The organism is Clavibacter michiganensis subsp. tessellarius, assembly GCF_021922985.1.
Lineage (GTDB): Bacteria > Actinomycetota > Actinomycetes > Actinomycetales > Microbacteriaceae > Clavibacter > Clavibacter tessellarius.
Genome location: NZ_CP040788.1, coordinates 2,120,305 through 2,134,064 on the forward strand (window position 1 = coordinate 2,120,305; position 13,760 = coordinate 2,134,064).

The 13,760-nt window shown below is 74.3% G+C and carries 14 protein-coding genes; 6 read left to right on the plus strand and 8 right to left on the minus strand.

Annotated elements, in window-relative coordinates; genetic code table 11:
- The first annotated feature begins 44 nt into the window (after positions 1-44).
- On the plus strand, positions 45-1,847 hold the full coding sequence (locus tag FGG90_RS09795; protein ID WP_094127543.1) for a glycoside hydrolase family 35 protein: 1,803 nt from the start codon (positions 45-47) through the stop codon (positions 1,845-1,847).
- Positions 1,848-1,890: 43 nt separating this feature from the next.
- Here the strand turns inward: FGG90_RS09795 and FGG90_RS09800 are convergent, their stop codons facing one another.
- Positions 1,891-2,931 (minus strand): PDDEXK nuclease domain-containing protein, encoded by a 1,041-nt coding sequence (locus FGG90_RS09800; protein ID WP_165771374.1) that lies wholly within the window; start codon positions 2,929-2,931, stop codon positions 1,891-1,893.
- 148 nt (positions 2,932-3,079) lie between these two features.
- Between FGG90_RS09800 and FGG90_RS09805 the strand changes: the two genes are divergently transcribed.
- Genes FGG90_RS09805 through FGG90_RS09820 form a run of 4 tightly spaced genes read left to right on the plus strand, consistent with a single transcriptional unit; the run spans position 3,080 to position 7,409 of the window.
- Complete coding sequence (locus FGG90_RS09805; protein ID WP_210433042.1) at positions 3,080-4,519, plus strand: aldehyde dehydrogenase family protein; 1,440 nt, start codon at positions 3,080-3,082, stop codon at positions 4,517-4,519.
- Positions 4,516-6,090: a D-glycero-beta-D-manno-heptose 1-phosphate adenylyltransferase gene (rfaE2, locus tag FGG90_RS09810; protein ID WP_094127540.1), complete on the plus strand. Its 1,575-nt coding sequence runs from the start codon at positions 4,516-4,518 to the stop codon at positions 6,088-6,090. The genes FGG90_RS09805 and rfaE2 overlap by 4 nt, the downstream gene beginning before the upstream one ends.
- Positions 6,090-7,196, plus strand: coding sequence for a glycosyltransferase family 2 protein (locus tag FGG90_RS09815; RefSeq protein ID WP_094127537.1), 1,107 nt, complete (start codon positions 6,090-6,092; stop codon positions 7,194-7,196). Before rfaE2 ends, FGG90_RS09815 begins: the two co-directional genes overlap by 1 nt.
- A 21-nt stretch (positions 7,197-7,217) precedes the next feature.
- Positions 7,218-7,409: a DUF2795 domain-containing protein gene (locus FGG90_RS09820; protein ID WP_094127534.1), complete on the plus strand. Its 192-nt coding sequence runs from the start codon at positions 7,218-7,220 to the stop codon at positions 7,407-7,409.
- A gap of 73 nt (positions 7,410-7,482) precedes the next feature.
- Here the strand turns inward: FGG90_RS09820 and FGG90_RS09825 are convergent, their stop codons facing one another.
- A complete protein-coding gene (locus tag FGG90_RS09825; RefSeq protein ID WP_165771373.1) occupies positions 7,483-7,623 on the minus strand; it encodes a hypothetical protein in 141 nt (46 codons plus the stop codon).
- Positions 7,624-7,679: 56 nt separating this feature from the next.
- Between FGG90_RS09825 and FGG90_RS09830 the strand changes: the two genes are divergently transcribed.
- Entirely contained in the window at positions 7,680-8,192 is a 513-nt protein-coding gene (locus FGG90_RS09830) for a DUF2087 domain-containing protein (RefSeq protein WP_094127531.1), read from the plus strand.
- Here FGG90_RS09830 and FGG90_RS09835 read toward each other — a convergent pair.
- The 6 genes from FGG90_RS09835 to FGG90_RS09860 all read right to left on the minus strand — a co-directional run bounded on the left by FGG90_RS09835 (position 8,189) and on the right by FGG90_RS09860 (position 13,616).
- Positions 8,189-9,043 carry a zeta toxin family protein gene (locus FGG90_RS09835; protein ID WP_094131405.1) on the minus strand — a complete coding sequence of 285 codons (855 nt, stop codon included), beginning with the start codon at positions 9,041-9,043 and terminating at the stop codon, positions 8,189-8,191. The two genes, FGG90_RS09830 and FGG90_RS09835, sit on opposite strands and share 4 nt — an antisense overlap.
- Positions 9,044-9,217: 174 nt before the next feature.
- Positions 9,218-9,676, minus strand: coding sequence for a hypothetical protein (locus tag FGG90_RS09840; RefSeq protein ID WP_094127528.1), 459 nt, complete (start codon positions 9,674-9,676; stop codon positions 9,218-9,220).
- Between the two features lie 157 nt (positions 9,677-9,833).
- Positions 9,834-10,280, minus strand: a complete 447-nt coding sequence (locus FGG90_RS09845) for a helix-turn-helix domain-containing protein (RefSeq protein ID WP_237583295.1) — start codon at positions 10,278-10,280, stop codon at positions 9,834-9,836.
- A gap of 101 nt (positions 10,281-10,381) precedes the next feature.
- Complete coding sequence (locus FGG90_RS09850) at positions 10,382-11,563, minus strand: M23 family metallopeptidase (RefSeq protein ID WP_094127522.1); 1,182 nt, start codon at positions 11,561-11,563, stop codon at positions 10,382-10,384.
- A complete protein-coding gene (locus FGG90_RS09855; protein ID WP_237583297.1) occupies positions 11,560-12,177 on the minus strand; it encodes a hypothetical protein in 618 nt (205 codons plus the stop codon). Before FGG90_RS09855 ends, FGG90_RS09850 begins: the two co-directional genes overlap by 4 nt.
- Entirely contained in the window at positions 12,177-13,616 is a 1,440-nt protein-coding gene (locus FGG90_RS09860; RefSeq protein WP_094127519.1) for a MinD/ParA family ATP-binding protein, read from the minus strand. Before FGG90_RS09860 ends, FGG90_RS09855 begins: the two co-directional genes overlap by 1 nt.
- Positions 13,617-13,760: the final 144 nt, after the last annotated feature.

Below are 13,760 nucleotides of genomic sequence, written 5' to 3' on the forward strand. Positions count from 1 at the left end.
CGCGCCTCCCCTCTCCCATGCCCCGCCTCACCCAAGGACACGACATGCCCGGCCTCCCCGCCACCAGCGCCCGCTTCCGCATCGGCGCCGACGACTTCGAGCTCGACGGCCGCCCCCACCGCGTCATCGCGGGCGCGCTCCACTACTTCCGCGTGCACCCCGACCACTGGGCCGACCGGATCCGCAAGGCGCGCCTCATGGGCCTCGACACCATCGAGACGTACGTCGCCTGGAACGCGCACTCCCCCGAGCGCGGCGCCTTCGACACGAGCGCCGGGCTCGACCTCGGCCGGTTCCTCGACCTGGTGCACGCGGAGGGCATGCACGCGATCGTGCGCCCGGGGCCCTACATCTGCGCGGAGTGGGACGGCGGCGGGCTCCCCGGCTGGCTGTTCGAGGATCCCGCGGTGGGCGTCCGCCGCAGCGAGCCCCTCTACCTCGCGGCCGTCGACGAGTTCCTCCGCCGCGTGTACGAGATCGTCGCGCCGCGGCAGATCGACCACGGCGGGCCCGTGGTCCTGGTGCAGATCGAGAACGAGTACGGCGCGTACGGCGACGACGCCGAGTACCTCCGCCACCTCGTCGACCTCACGCGGGAGTCGGGCATCATCGTGCCGCTGACGACCGTCGACCAGCCGACCGATGAGATGCTCGCGCGCGGCAGCCTCGACGAGCTGCACCGCACCGGGTCCTTCGGCTCGCGCGCCACCGAGCGCCTCGCGACCCTGCGCCGCCACCAGCCGACCGGGCCGCTCATGTGCAGCGAGTTCTGGGACGGCTGGTTCGACCACTGGGGCGAGCACCACCACACGACCTCGGCCGCGGACGCCGCCGCCGAGCTGGACGCGCTCCTCGCCGCGGGCGCGTCGGTGAACATCTACATGTTCCACGGCGGCACGAACTTCGGCTTCACGAACGGCGCCAATCACAAGGGCACGTACCAGTCGCACGTCACCTCGTACGACTACGACGCCCCGCTGGACGAGACCGGATCCCCGACGGCCAAGTTCTTCGCGTTCCGCGACGTGATCGCCCGCTACCGGTCGGTGCCCGACGAGGTGCCCGCGCAGCGCGGCGACGCACCCGCCTTCGCGACGGCGTTCGACGCGGTCGTGCCGCTCGAGGACCTCGTGACGGATCCCGCCGCCTGGCGCGCGACGCCCGCCGTGCCCTCGATGGACGCGCTGGGCGTCTTCCGCGGCTTCGCGCTGCACCGGGTGGCGCTGCCCGCGTCCGAGCGGACGCGCGTGCTCGCGTTCGGCGAGGTGCGCGACCGGGCCGTCGTGTCGGTCGACGGCGTGCGGATCGGCGTGATCCAGCGCGACCAGCACGAGACGGCGATCGCGGTGCCGCCCGGCCGGATCCTCGAGGTGCTCGTGGAGGACCAGGGGCGCGTGAACTACGGCGTGCGGATCGGCGAGGCGAAGGGCCTCATCGGTCCGGCGACGCTCGACGGCGAGGAGCTCACGGGTTGGGAGAGCCAGCCGCTCGACCTCGGCGCGATGGCCGCGGCGGTGGCCTCGGCGTCCGCCATCGCGGCCGCGCCCGGGGAGCCGGATGCGCCGGTCCGCTTCCTCGACGGGCCCGTGCTCGCGCACGCGTCGTTCGAGATGGCGGAGCCCGCCGACCTGTTCCTCGACACGCGCTCGTGGGGCAAGGGCGTCGCCTTCGTCAACGGCTTCGCGCTCGGCCGCTACTGGACCCGCGGGCCCCAGCACACGCTCTACGTTCCCGGCGCGCAGCTCCGCGCGGGCCGGAACGACCTCGTCGTCTTCGAGACGGGCGCGGCGGCGGATCCCGTCGTGGCGTTCCTGGCGCAGCCGGAGCTGGGGCACCTGGAGTCGTAGCGTCGGCGCGGTCGGCGCCACCGCCATCGTCACCTCGATGGGGTCACGCCGAGCCGTCGTCCTCCGCCCATCCGAGTGCCGCGATGATCTGCTCGGCCGCGGGCAGCGCATGCTGCTCGGCCGCCGGCAGGCTCTCGTACGTGTAGGTCGACACGGCCATCGGCGCCGACGCCTGCCCGAGCGCGTACCGGACCGTGCGCTGGTTGCGGCTGCCGCAGATCAGGATGCCGACAGTGGGACGGTGGAACTCACGGCGCATCTCGTCGTCGACCACGGCGACGTAGAAGCCGAGCTGCCCGGCGAAGGCCGGTTCGAACTTCCCGGTCTTGAGCTCGATGACGACGTAACGGAGCTGCTCGGTGTGGAAGAACAGGAGGTCGACGTAGAAGTCGTCGCCATCGACATCGAAGTGCACCTGGCGGCCGACGAACGCGAAACCGGCGCCGAGCTCGCGGAGGGTGTCGACGATCCGGTCCATGAGCGCCTGCTCGAGCTCGCGCTCGGAGACCGCGTCGGTGAGGTCGAGGAAGTCGAAGACGTACGGGTCCTTGCCGAGTTCCCGGGCCAGGTCGGAGTCGGCAGGGGCGAGCTGGCCGACGAAGTTCGTCGGCGGGGCGCCGATCCGCTCGAGGGTCCGGTTCATGATCTGGTTCGTGAGCACGTTGCGCGACCAGCCGTGCTCGGCGGCGCGCGCGGCATACCAGTCGCGTGCTGCCCGGTCGTCGAGCTTGCCGAGGAGGACGGTGATGTGCCCCCACGGAAGGCGTCCAACAGCTTGTTGGACTACTTCGGCACGGTCGGGCCACGCCCCGGCGAAGGCTCGCATGTGGAAGAGGTTCGAGCGGGAGAAGCCCTTCATCGCGGGGAACTCGGCGCGAAGGTCATCGGCGAGGCGCGCGACGACGGCACCACCCCAGCCCTCGTCTGCCTGGCGCTCCAGGATGACGTGGCCGATGGACCAGTACAGCTCGACCAGCTGCGTGTTCACGCGACGCTGGGCGGTGAGCTGGGCTGTCCGGACAGGCTGCTTCAGCGCCGTGAGGACGCTCGCGTAGTCGGTGGGCAGCGGCAGCACGTCGGTCACCGGGTGAGGGTAGCCGCGGCGGCCCGAGACGAGGGACAGACGCGACGCCCCGTGTGAGGAACAGGGGAAGTGGGTACGGGACGGGTGGCGCGCGAGCGCCCCCGCCCGCGCCGCACCGCGCGGGCCGCCGACCCGCACGAGGAGACCTGTGACCACGGACACCGCACTCGACCTGGATGCCCTGATCGACCCCGAGGAGCCCGAGGCCGGACCCGGGACGCTGCGGATCACGGATCCGCGCGACGGCTCGCCCGTGGGCGACATCGACGCGTCGACCCCCGACGAGGTCGACGCCGCGGTGCGCCGCGCGGTCGCCGCATCCGCCGCGTGGGCCGGCATGCCGCCCGCCCAGCGCGGCCAGGCCGTGCGCCGCGCCGCCCACGCGCTGGCCGAGCACGCCGAGGAGCTGGCCGAGCTCAACGCGCGCGAGACCGGCAAGCCCCTGGGCGACGCGCAGGGCGGCGTCGGCGCGGGCGTCGACACGCTGCTGCAGTACTCCGAGCTCGGGCCGGTGCACCGCGGGAAGAGCCTGCTCGGCACGCTCCCGAACGTCGACTTCTCCGTGCCGCGGCCGCGCGGCGTCACGGTCGCGCTCACGCCGTGGAACGATCCGGTGGCGGTGGCCGCGGGCATCATCGGGGCGGCGCTCGTGATGGGCAACACCGTGGTCCACAAGCCGAGCGAGCGCTGCCCGCACACGGGCGAGCTGCTCGGGAAGGTCCTCGCCGACGCGCTGCCCGAGGGTGTCCTCGTCTCCGTGGTCGGCGGCGGCGACGTCGGCGACCGGCTCGTCGCGCACGAGGACACGCGCGTGGTCGCGCACGTCGGATCCACCGCCGCGGGCGAGGCCATCGCCCGCCGCGCCGCCGGCACGCCCACGCACGTGATCCGCGAGAACGGCGGCAACGACCCGCTCCTCGTCGACGCGGGCGTGGACCCCGCGTGGGCCGCCGCGCAGGCCGCCCTCGGGTCCTTCGCCAACGCCGGCCAGATCTGCACCTCGGTCGAGCGGATCTACGTGCACCGCGACATCGCCGACCGCTTCACCGCCGCGCTCGTCGCGGAGGCCGAGCGCTGGAACTCCTCCGGCGACCTCGGGCCGCTGGTCGACGGGCGGATGCGCGACGCCGTGCACGAGCAGGTCGCGGAGGCGCTCACCGAGGGCGCCCGCGCGCTCGTCGGCGGGCACGTGCCGGACGGCCCCGGATCCCGTTACCCCGCCACCGTGCTCGTGGACTGCACCGACGACATGACCGTGATGACGGCGGAGACGTTCGGCCCGGTCGCGGCCGTCCGCGTGGTCGCGGACTTCGACGAGGCGCTCCAGCGCGCGTCCGACGACCGGTACGGGCTCGCCGCGAGCGTGCTGACCGCGTCGATGGAGCACGCGCAGCGCGCCGCGGCCGAGCTGCCCGTCGGCACGATCAAGGTCAACGGCGTCTTCGGCGGCGCGCCCGGCGGCGCCGCGCAGCCCCGCGGCCGCAGCGGATCCGGCTTCGGCTACGGCCCCGAGCTCCTCGACGAGATGAGCACCACGACGGTCGTGCACCTCGGGCTGCCGGTGCTCGACGCGGGCGACGCGCGATGACCAGCGAGCTGCGCGGGATCATCGGCCTCCTCGCGGAGCGCCGGCCGACCGTCACGGTCATCGGCGACGTGATCCTCGACGAGTGGTGGCGCGGCCACAGCGACCGGATGACCCGCGAGGCGCCGGCGCCCGTCGTGGACGTGACCGAGCGGATCCAGTCGCTCGGCGGCGCCGCGAACACCGCCGTCAACCTCGCGAGCCTCGGCGGCACCGTGCGGATGGTCGGCCTCGTCGGCCAGGACGCCGCGGGCGACCGCGTGCGCGACCTGCTCGTCGCGGCCGGCGTCGACGTCACCGGCCTCGTCCACTCGCCGCGGCTACGCACCACCACCAAGACCCGCATCGTGGGCGACGACCAGGTGATCGTGCGGGTCGACGACGTGCACCGCGGATCCGTGCACCGCGACGACGCGCGCGCCCTCGCCCGCGCCGCCCTCGAGGCCACGGCCGACGCGGACGCCGAGATCGTCTCCGACTACGGCACCGGCACGCTGCACGGCGTGGTGCTCGAGTCGCTCGCCGCCCGGTCGAGCCGCCCCGGCCTCACGGTGGTCGACGCGCACGATCCCGCCATCTGGGCGCCGCTCCGCCCCGACCTCATCACGCCGAACGCGGGCGAGGCGAGCCGCCTCATCGACCGGCCGCTCGCGCGCGACGAGGACCGGGCCGCCGTCATCGCGGGGCTCGCCGACGCCGTGCTCGCCGCATCCGGATCCGCGACCGCCGTCGTCACGCTCGACCGCGACGGCACCGTGGTGCTCGGCGCGGGCGAGCCGTACCGCACGCGCGCGCACCCGGTGCCGGAGAAGCAGGCGTCCGGCGCGGGCGACACGTTCGTCGCCGCCCTCACGCTCGCGCGCGCCGTGGGCCTGCCGCTCGCCGTGAGCGCCGACTTCGCGCAGGCCGCGGCCGACGTCGTCGTGCGCCTCCCCGGCACCTCCGTCTGCTCCGCCGCGACCCTCGCCGACCACCTCGGCGAGACGCGCTCGCGCACCGTCAGCCAGGGCGAGCTCGTCGACCTCGTGGCCGCCGAGCGCGCCGCGGGCCGCCGCATCGTCTTCACCAACGGCTGCTTCGACGTGCTGCACCGCGGCCACACGACCTACCTCCGCCAGGCCAAGCGCCTCGGCGACGTGCTCGTGGTCGCGCTCAACAGCGACGACTCCGTGCGGCGGCTGAAGGGATCCGACCGGCCGGTGAATACGGCCGAGGACCGCGCGGGCGTGCTCGCCGAGCTGTCGTGCGTCGACGTGATCACCGTGTTCGACACCGACACCCCGATCCCGCTGCTCGAGGCGGTGCAGCCCGACGTGTACGCGAAGGGCGGCGACTACACGCCGGAGATGCTCGACGAGACCGCGGTCGTGCGCGGATACGGCGGCGAGGTGTCGATCCTCGGCTACGTGCCGTCGCAGTCGACGAGCTCGATGGTGGACCGGATCCGCGCGTCGGCGCCCGACCCCGGATTCACGCGGCCCGCGGGCACGGCGACGTCGGCATCCGCGGCCGCGCCGGCTCCCGACCCCACGGCCCCCGAGACGGAACCGGAGCCCGCTCCGGGCGGCCCCTGATGCCCGCCGGTGTAGGCGCGGGCGCGATCCCGGGCTCGGGCTCGGGCGCGGGCGCGGGCGCGGGCGCGAACGCGAGCCCGGGCACGGGCGCCGGCCGTCGCAGCCGCCGCTGGTCCGGCGAGTGGGGAGCCCGCCGCGCCCCGGACGCCCCGCGGATCGACGTGCTGATCCCGAGCGCCGGCCGCGCGGCCGAGCTCGCCGTCACGCTCTCGGGCCTCGCCGGGCAGGACGACCCGCCGTTCCGCGTGGTCGTGAGCGACCAGTCCGACGGCTTCCGCGCGTCCGTCGAGCCCAGCGTTCAGGGCATGGTCCGCGTGCTCCGGGCGCAGGGCCGCGAGGTCGAGGTGGTGGCGCACCTGCCGCGCCGCGGGATCGCGGAGCACCGGGCGTCGCTGCTCGCGCGCGCCACCGCCGACGCCGTGCTGTTCCTCGACGACGACGTGTGGCTCGAGCCCGGCATGCTGCGCCGTATGCACGACGCCCTCGACGCGCTCGGCATCGGCTTCGTGGGCGCCGCCGTGCAGGGCCTCAGCTACCTCGACGACCGCCGGGCCCACGAGGCCGCCGACTTCACGCCGTGGGGCGACGCGGTCGAACCGGAGCGCATCCGCCGCGGCACCCCGGCCTTCGACCGCTGGCCGCTGCACAACGCCGCGAACCTCGCCCACATCGCCGCCGACCTCGACCTCGAGGTCGACACCTGGCTCGCCTACCGGATCGCGTGGGTCGGCGGCTGCGTGCTCTACCGCCGGAGCGCGCTCGTGGAGACCGGCGGCTTCGACTTCTGGGAGCGGCTGCCCGAGCGGCACTCCGGGGAGGACGTCGCCGCGCAGTGGCGGGTGATGGAGCGCTTCGGCGGCGCGGGCATCGTCCCGAGCGGCGCCGTGCACCTCGAGGCGCCGACCACGCTGCCCGTCCGCGAGGTGGACGCGTTCGACGTGGTGTTCGCGGAGGAGCAGGTGGAGCAGCCGGATCCGCCCGGGTCGCCGGAGCAGCCGGCGGTGCAGGAGTCGCCGGATCCCCAGGAAGAGCACCTAGGCGACGTGCCGCCGGAGGAGTCGACTCGATCCGTGGGCGGTGCGGATCCCCGCGCCGACCGCTCCTGATCACCGACGAGAGGACACCCCATGGCCATCAACCCCATCGAGCTCCAGAAGCACCTCAGCGGCCTCGACTACCCGGCGTCGAAGGACGCGATCGTGAAGAAGGCGGAGGAGTCGGGCGCCGACTCCGACGCGCTCGACGCGCTCAAGAAGATCGAGGACAAGGAGTACGACGCTCCCACCGCGATCAACTCCGCGGTCTCCGACGCGAGCTGATCCGCACCCGCACGACGCGACGGCTCCCGTCCTCCAGGTGAGGACGGGAGCCGTCGTGCGTGGAGCGCAGGCGTCAGGGCCGGTACTCCTGCGGCCTGTCGAACCCCATCGGATCGCCGTTCGACGGGTTCTGGCCGTCTCCGGTCATGCGGACCTTGCCGAGCACGTAGATCGCGCGCGTGAGGATGCGGCCGATCAGACGGAGGACGGTCATATCCCGACCGTATCGATGAGGTCGGCGGGCCGGAAGGCGCCGGGCAGGATGGGGGCATGGACCACATCGACCCGCGCCGCATCGCCGCCGTGCTCGCCGACGCGGAGATGCGCGCGGCCTACGCGCGCGTCGTGCTCGGATCCTCGCTCGACGACGCCCTCGCGCACCTGTCCCCGGCGCGTCGGCGGAAGGCCGCGACCGCGCTCACCGGATCCGGCCTCGTGGCCCTCGACCCCGAGGGCACCGCGACCGCGCCCGACGCCGTCTTCCGCGCGATCCTCGCCCAGCAGCCCGCGACGCCGCCCGCCCAGGGCGTCGAGCGCTTCCTCCGCGAGGGCCGCATCGCGCAGTGGCCGGCCTCCCCGGCCGACCTCGACGACCTGCTCCGGCACGTCGTCACCCAGGTGCTGGACACGCACGAGGTCCTCGACGAGAGGGCCCTCACCGCGCGCCTGGTCCGCCTCACCGACGACCACGCCCTGCTCCGCCGCCACCTCGTGGACGCGGGCCTCGTGCTGCGGACGCGCTCGGGATCGGAGTACGCGCGGGCGATGAACGAGCCGGCCTAGCGCCCGCGGTCGGCGCGCGCTGGTCCGGGTCGGCCCGGGGCCGTCCGGCCTGCACGTGTGATCCCCGGGAGAGGTCTCGCGCGCGGGGCCTCGGTCGTCGGTCCTGATCGCGTCGGCACCAGCGGCCCGCCCCGCGATGCCCGCGACATGTCCGTCACCAGGGTCGCCGGCGCACGCGGATCCTCCCGCTCCTGCTCCGCCGTCTTCCAATACACGCGGTACCGCGACACCGCCGGCGACTCCTCCGCCACCATCCGCGCGTTCGCCTCCGGCCGCGACCGACCATCCGGCTCCCCGTAGACCCACGCGCCGAACTCGCTCGGCACCCACCGGCCCCCGAGCCCGTCACCCTTCTCCGCGCGCTCGTTGCCCTCGCGCCACCGCGTCCGGATCCGCTCGTCCGACACCTCCCGCGGCACCTCGACGTCCATCACCTGGACGTCGTAGCCGGCCCGCTCCAGCTCGCCCATGATCTGGCGCGCCTTCGTGTCCGAGCTCAGGACCGTGTCGATGACGATGTCATCACCCCGTTCGATCGACTCCACTCGCAGTCGTTCGGCAAGGAACGCGGACTCCTCATGGACGAGCGACGAGAGTTCCATGGGATGGAACCGCTCCCCGGCTTGCTCCCGCTCACGCACGGCCGCGGGCTTGATCCAGGAGTCATAGCTCTTGTCGGCCAATGCACGACGCAGCAATCGCTCCTTCATGTCATCAGCGTCGATCTGCAGGAACTCGTCCTGTCCCGCGCCCGTCACCATCTCACGGACAGTGCTCTTGCCCGCCCCCGGCGGGCCCGCGAGCAAGATGGCACGATACGTGCTGCGGACGCCGGGCTTCTCGGTGCGCACCTCATCGAGGACGCTGTCGTGGAGATCCGAACGGTCCCCAGTCGGGCGGCTACCGCGCCACCAATCGGGGTTGTTCACGCTCGCCGTCGGCGCCCCGGAGGAGAGGGGACCATCGGCAGTCGACAACGCACGGATCGTGCGCAAGTGGTCCTCGGAGCTCGATCCGCTCACGGCTCAGTCGCCCTCGGCGGGCGCCAGATCGAAGACCTCCCTGTAGATCTGAGAATCGATGAGGCCCGCTCGGCGAGCCGACCCGAGGTCCGCCCATGTGCCGGGTGGATTGACCACCAGGTCGTCCCAGCCGTCGGTCTTGTCGAGCGGCGCATACGGATACCGCGCCAGCTCATCCACCAGCCGCTCCCGATCCAGCTGCCCCACCGCGTACCGCTCGCAGATCTCCATCGGCAACGCGCCCGAGAACCCCTCCAGCGGCATGCTCACCTCCCGCGCCGCACGCAGCCGCGCGAGGTCCTCCGGTCGGAACACCCGCAGCCGCCGCGCCAGCTCCTCCTCGGAGCGGCCGGCATCCAGCAGACGCCGCACCTCCCGCAGGTAGTCCAGCTCGGCCAGACGGAGACGCAGCAGCGCCAGCGCCGCCGGCGCGACCTCCTTGGGAACATCGCGTGCGGTCATGCGGCAGCCTCCTCGTGCGGGTGATCGGGTACGTGGTCGGGCAGGGGTCGCGCGCACGGCCGAGCGGCCGTCGAGCGGATCCGGGTGCCGGAAGCAGCCAGGCTAGGGCACCCGCCGACGCCGAGGTCGCCGGGTCCGCCGACCCGCACCGCGCGCGTCAGCTCGCGGCGCGGTCGCCCTTCGGCACGAAGCCGGACCGCTGGTTGCTCGTCTCGTCGAGGAGCCGCCGGACGGCCGCCTTCTCGATCAGCCAGCGTCCGCCCGGCCGCATCGCCGGGATCACGCCGTCGCGCAGCCAGCCGAGGATCGCCGGCCGGCTCTTCTGGAACAGCTCCATGAGGTGGCGGTGGGTGAGGTGGTCGGGGTAGGCGTCGAGCGGATGCGGGTACGGCTCGTGCGGCGGCACCGGCACGGTCGACGTCGACTCGAGCCACTCGCGCACCTCGGACCGGAACGCGATCCAGGAGTGGGAGATGCGGTGCCCGGGGATCGTCCCCTTCGCGAACCAGAGGCTCACGGTCGTCTGGCCGATGCCGAGCAGCCGCTGCAGGTCGGCCGAGCGCAGCGTCGCCGGGAGGTCGTCCCAGGGGTCTCGGTCTGCCATGCGCGCGTGCTGCTCCGGTCGGGTGCGGCGCGGGATGCTCGGATTTACCCGCCTGCGCAATTATCGCCGGACGCCCGGGGGCCACCGCAACCCGCCTGTCCCTACTCGGTCGCATGCCGGCACTCCCCGCCGCAGAGCGTCACGCCGAACACGCCGAAGAACGCCTCCGGATCCACGTAGCCGCTCACCGGCGCCCCCTGCGTCTGCGACTGCGGCAGCGCGCTCACCCGGGCGTCGGTGGACCCGCGCGCGTCGATCCGGATGTCGAGGTGGCACCCCGTGGACGGCCCGTTCGACCCCACCTTGCCGATCTCCTGGCCGGCGGTCACCGTGTCGCCGACGTGCACCTCCATGTCCTGCTCGTACATGTGCAGGTAGCTGATGGTGTAGCCCGCCGCCGAGCGGACGGACACCGTGTAGCCGCCCGCCGTGGTCACGCTGCCGGCCTGCGCGGCGAGCACGGGCGAGCCGCAGGAGTAGCCGGAGCGGCCCGACGCGGATCCGCTCTCCCGGGTCTGGTAGTCGTTCGCCGGGTGCCACGAGGAGGCGCCCGCCGTCGGGCTGACGCGCGGGCCGTAGCCGGAGGTCTGGTCGAAGGGCGCCTTCAGCGGCAGCACGGTGCCGCCGGCCGAGCAGCCGCCGGAGGGCGCGGCGGGCGTGGACGTGGCGGAGGGATCCGGCGTCCCGGTCGCGGCGGGGGTCGCGGCCGGAGCAGCCGTCGCGCCCGACAGCTGCGCGACCACGTCCTCGGCCGGCTGCTGGAACCGCCGGTAGTGGTACGGGTCCTTGTTGATCTGCACCTCGTGGATCGCGAGGGTCGGCTCGAGCGAGTCCCACCCCTTCACGGTCTGCAGCCGCTGGAGGAAGAGCTTCGCGCTCGACGTCGGGTCCATGCGCTCCTGCACCGAGCCCCACGACGACTGCTGCTGGAAGAGGCCGATGGAGTCGGCGATGGAGCCGTCCGGGTTCACCGCGTCGTCCCCGTAGTCGATGGCGCGCAGCGACGACTCCCCCATCGCCGCCATGACCCCGAGCACCTGCGCCTGCCGGGACAGCCCGATCCCGGCGGCGGCGTCCATGATCGCGGCGGCGTTGTCGAGCTGATCCCCCGCGTAGCCGTCGACGGGCGTGCGCGGGCCGGTCGACGAGGACGCCGCGCCCTGCGTCGTGCAGGCGGACGCGTCGTCGCCGCCGAAGCCGAACAGCACCAGGAAGACGATCATCCCCATCAGCGCGGCGGGCGTGCCGATGAGGATCAGGACCCCCTTGCCGCCGCCGTTCACTTGTCGCGGACGGCCTGGATCTCGTCCGCCAGCCACGGGGCCGTGGTCGAGGAGCGGACGAGCGCGACGTCGTAGTCGCCGTCGTCGGTGGGCACGCGCACGATGAGCGCGTACGCGGTGGGCGCGGGCATCACCGTGCCGGTGCCGGTGACCGCGTGGGCCGTGAGGCGCGACGGGATGGTGGGCACGAACGCGACCGCGCCCTGCTGCGACAGGAGCGGCGTCATCTGCCGCTCCCACTCGGCCTCGGCGATGCCCGGCTGCGCGTAGGTGCGCATGACCTCGTCGGCCGCCGCGAGCGCGGACGCCTGCGCGGCGGCGTCGGCGGTGGGCTCGGGCTCGGCCGCGGCGCCGTCGTCCGTCGCGCCCGGGGAGGAGGTGCCGACGGCCGCGCCGTCGCCGGTCGTGCCCGCGGCGCCGGCGGCGCCCGGCGAGGCGAGCGGATCCGCGGCGGCGCCCGACGGGCTCCCGTCGTCGTGCACGGTGACGTTCGCGCATCCGGCGGCCCCGAGGGCGAGGGCGGCCGCGAGCGCGACGGCACCCGCCCCGCGGACGGCGGACGAGCGCGCGGCGGGGACGCGCCGGGCGACGCCGCGCGCGACGCCCGCCCGCATCAGAGGCCCCGCGCCACGGCCGCCCCCGCGCGGAGCCAGGCCCGCTGCGTGGACGCCCGGAGCGCGCCGTAGTTGAGGACGTCGGCGCCGAGCGCCGGGTCGTAGGGCACCGTGACCACGTCGCGGGCGAGCGGCGCGAAGCCGTCGGAGATCTTGGCGAGCTCGGCGGGGGCGAGGTCGTGCTTGTGCGCGCTGACCACCACGACCGCGCGCTCCGCGAGGTCGGCGAAGTGCCCGCCGCGCTCCGCGAGGCCCTCGATGAGGAGGGCCGCCGACTCCGCGGCCTTGGCCTCGCCGATGGTGGGCACCACGATCTGGTCGGCCCGCTCGATGGCGCGCAGCCACATCGGGTCGGTCTCGTCGTTGCCCGAGTCGATGAGCACGAGCCGGTAGAACTTGGCGGCGACCGCGTGGATCAGGTCGACCGTGGTGTCGTCGAACCGCTGCTGGGTGGCGAGCACCTCGGGCTTCGAGCGGAGCACGTCGTAGCGGTCGCGGGTCTGGTGGTGCACGAAGTGCGCGAGGTCGGCGGACTGCGCGCCCGTGCCGAGGAGCCGGTCGACCTGCGGCAGGAGGTCGAGGATGCTCGCGTCGTGCGGCCCCTGCTCCGTGCTCCAGCCGAGGGTGCCGCGCGTCTGGTTGTTGTCCCACGCGAGGACGCCCGCGCCGCCGTGCCGCGCGAAGACGGAGGCGAGGCAGATGGTGGACATGGTCTTGCCGACCCCGCCCTTGCCGTTGACGACCGCGACGGTGCGGGGGCCGGGCCAGTGCTGGCTGACGAGGCGGGTCCACTCGCGCTCGCGGCGCTCGGCCTCGGACGGCGACATGCGGATCCCGAGCCGCGTGAGGGTGCCGCGCATGCCCTGCGTGGCCGGCTCCTCCACCTCCTCGCGCGTGAGGAAGGACTGGCGGGCGGCGCGGCGGGTGAGCGGCGGATCCGCGGGGGCGGCGGGGGCGGGCGCGGAGGCGGATCCCACGGCGGGCGGCGCGGCAGGGGCGAGCGCGTGCGCGCCCGAGGCGACGGACGCGGACGCGGACGCCGTGACGGGCGGCGCCGCGGCGACCGACGACGCGGCCACCGGAGCGGCGGCGGATCCCGCGGGCACGGCGGCGCCGACCGGCGCCGGCTCCCCCGCCGGCTCCGCGATCGCGTCCGTGCGGTCGAGCTCGCTGAGCGCCTCGATCGTCCCGTCGGGCCCGACCGCGAGGGCCTGCGACCCGTAGCGGTCGCGCGTCGTGAGCCGGACCGCCCGCTGCATCTGCTCCGCGGTGCCGCGCACGCTGAGGAGGATGCCGCGCCGGATCTCGTCCTCCTCCGCCTCCGCGAACGGCGTCGCGACGCCGTTGACGGTGAGGACCCCGGTGGCCCTGCCGCCGGCGGTGGGCGTGATGATGGCGTCGATGCGGGGGAACGCGGGGACGGGCGGGGCGTCGGTCATCTGCGGCTCTCGTGAGGGGGGCGTCGTGCGGATCGTGCGTGCGGGACGCCGCCCGCCCATGTGGAGAGGAGCCGCGCGGACGCGGCGGGGTCGGCCAGGGTCGATGGCGGCGAGACAGTCTCGTGGAAAATGCGAGCAGGAGCA

What these genes read in the sequence shown, in the direction of transcription:
- FGG90_RS09825 (WP_165771373.1), bottom strand. Translation starts at nt 7,623, where the DNA reads ATGACCGTCCTCCGTCTGATCGGCCGCATCCTCACGCGCGCGATCTAC.
- FGG90_RS09860 (WP_094127519.1), bottom strand. Translation starts at nt 13,616, where the DNA reads ATGACCGACGCCCCGCCCGTCCCCGCGTTCCCCCGCATCGACGCCATC.
- FGG90_RS09795 (WP_094127543.1), top strand. Translation starts at nt 45, where the DNA reads ATGCCCGGCCTCCCCGCCACCAGCGCCCGCTTCCGCATCGGCGCCGAC.
- FGG90_RS09820 (WP_094127534.1), top strand. Translation starts at nt 7,218, where the DNA reads ATGGCCATCAACCCCATCGAGCTCCAGAAGCACCTCAGCGGCCTCGAC.
- rfaE2 (WP_094127540.1), top strand. Translation starts at nt 4,516, where the DNA reads ATGACCAGCGAGCTGCGCGGGATCATCGGCCTCCTCGCGGAGCGCCGG.
- FGG90_RS09815 (WP_094127537.1), top strand. Translation starts at nt 6,090, where the DNA reads ATGCCCGCCGGTGTAGGCGCGGGCGCGATCCCGGGCTCGGGCTCGGGC.
- FGG90_RS09845 (WP_237583295.1), bottom strand. Translation starts at nt 10,280, where the DNA reads ATGGCAGACCGAGACCCCTGGGACGACCTCCCGGCGACGCTGCGCTCG.
- FGG90_RS09855 (WP_237583297.1), bottom strand. Translation starts at nt 12,177, where the DNA reads ATGCGGGCGGGCGTCGCGCGCGGCGTCGCCCGGCGCGTCCCCGCCGCG.
- FGG90_RS09840 (WP_094127528.1), bottom strand. Translation starts at nt 9,676, where the DNA reads ATGACCGCACGCGATGTTCCCAAGGAGGTCGCGCCGGCGGCGCTGGCG.
- FGG90_RS09830 (WP_094127531.1), top strand. Translation starts at nt 7,680, where the DNA reads ATGGACCACATCGACCCGCGCCGCATCGCCGCCGTGCTCGCCGACGCG.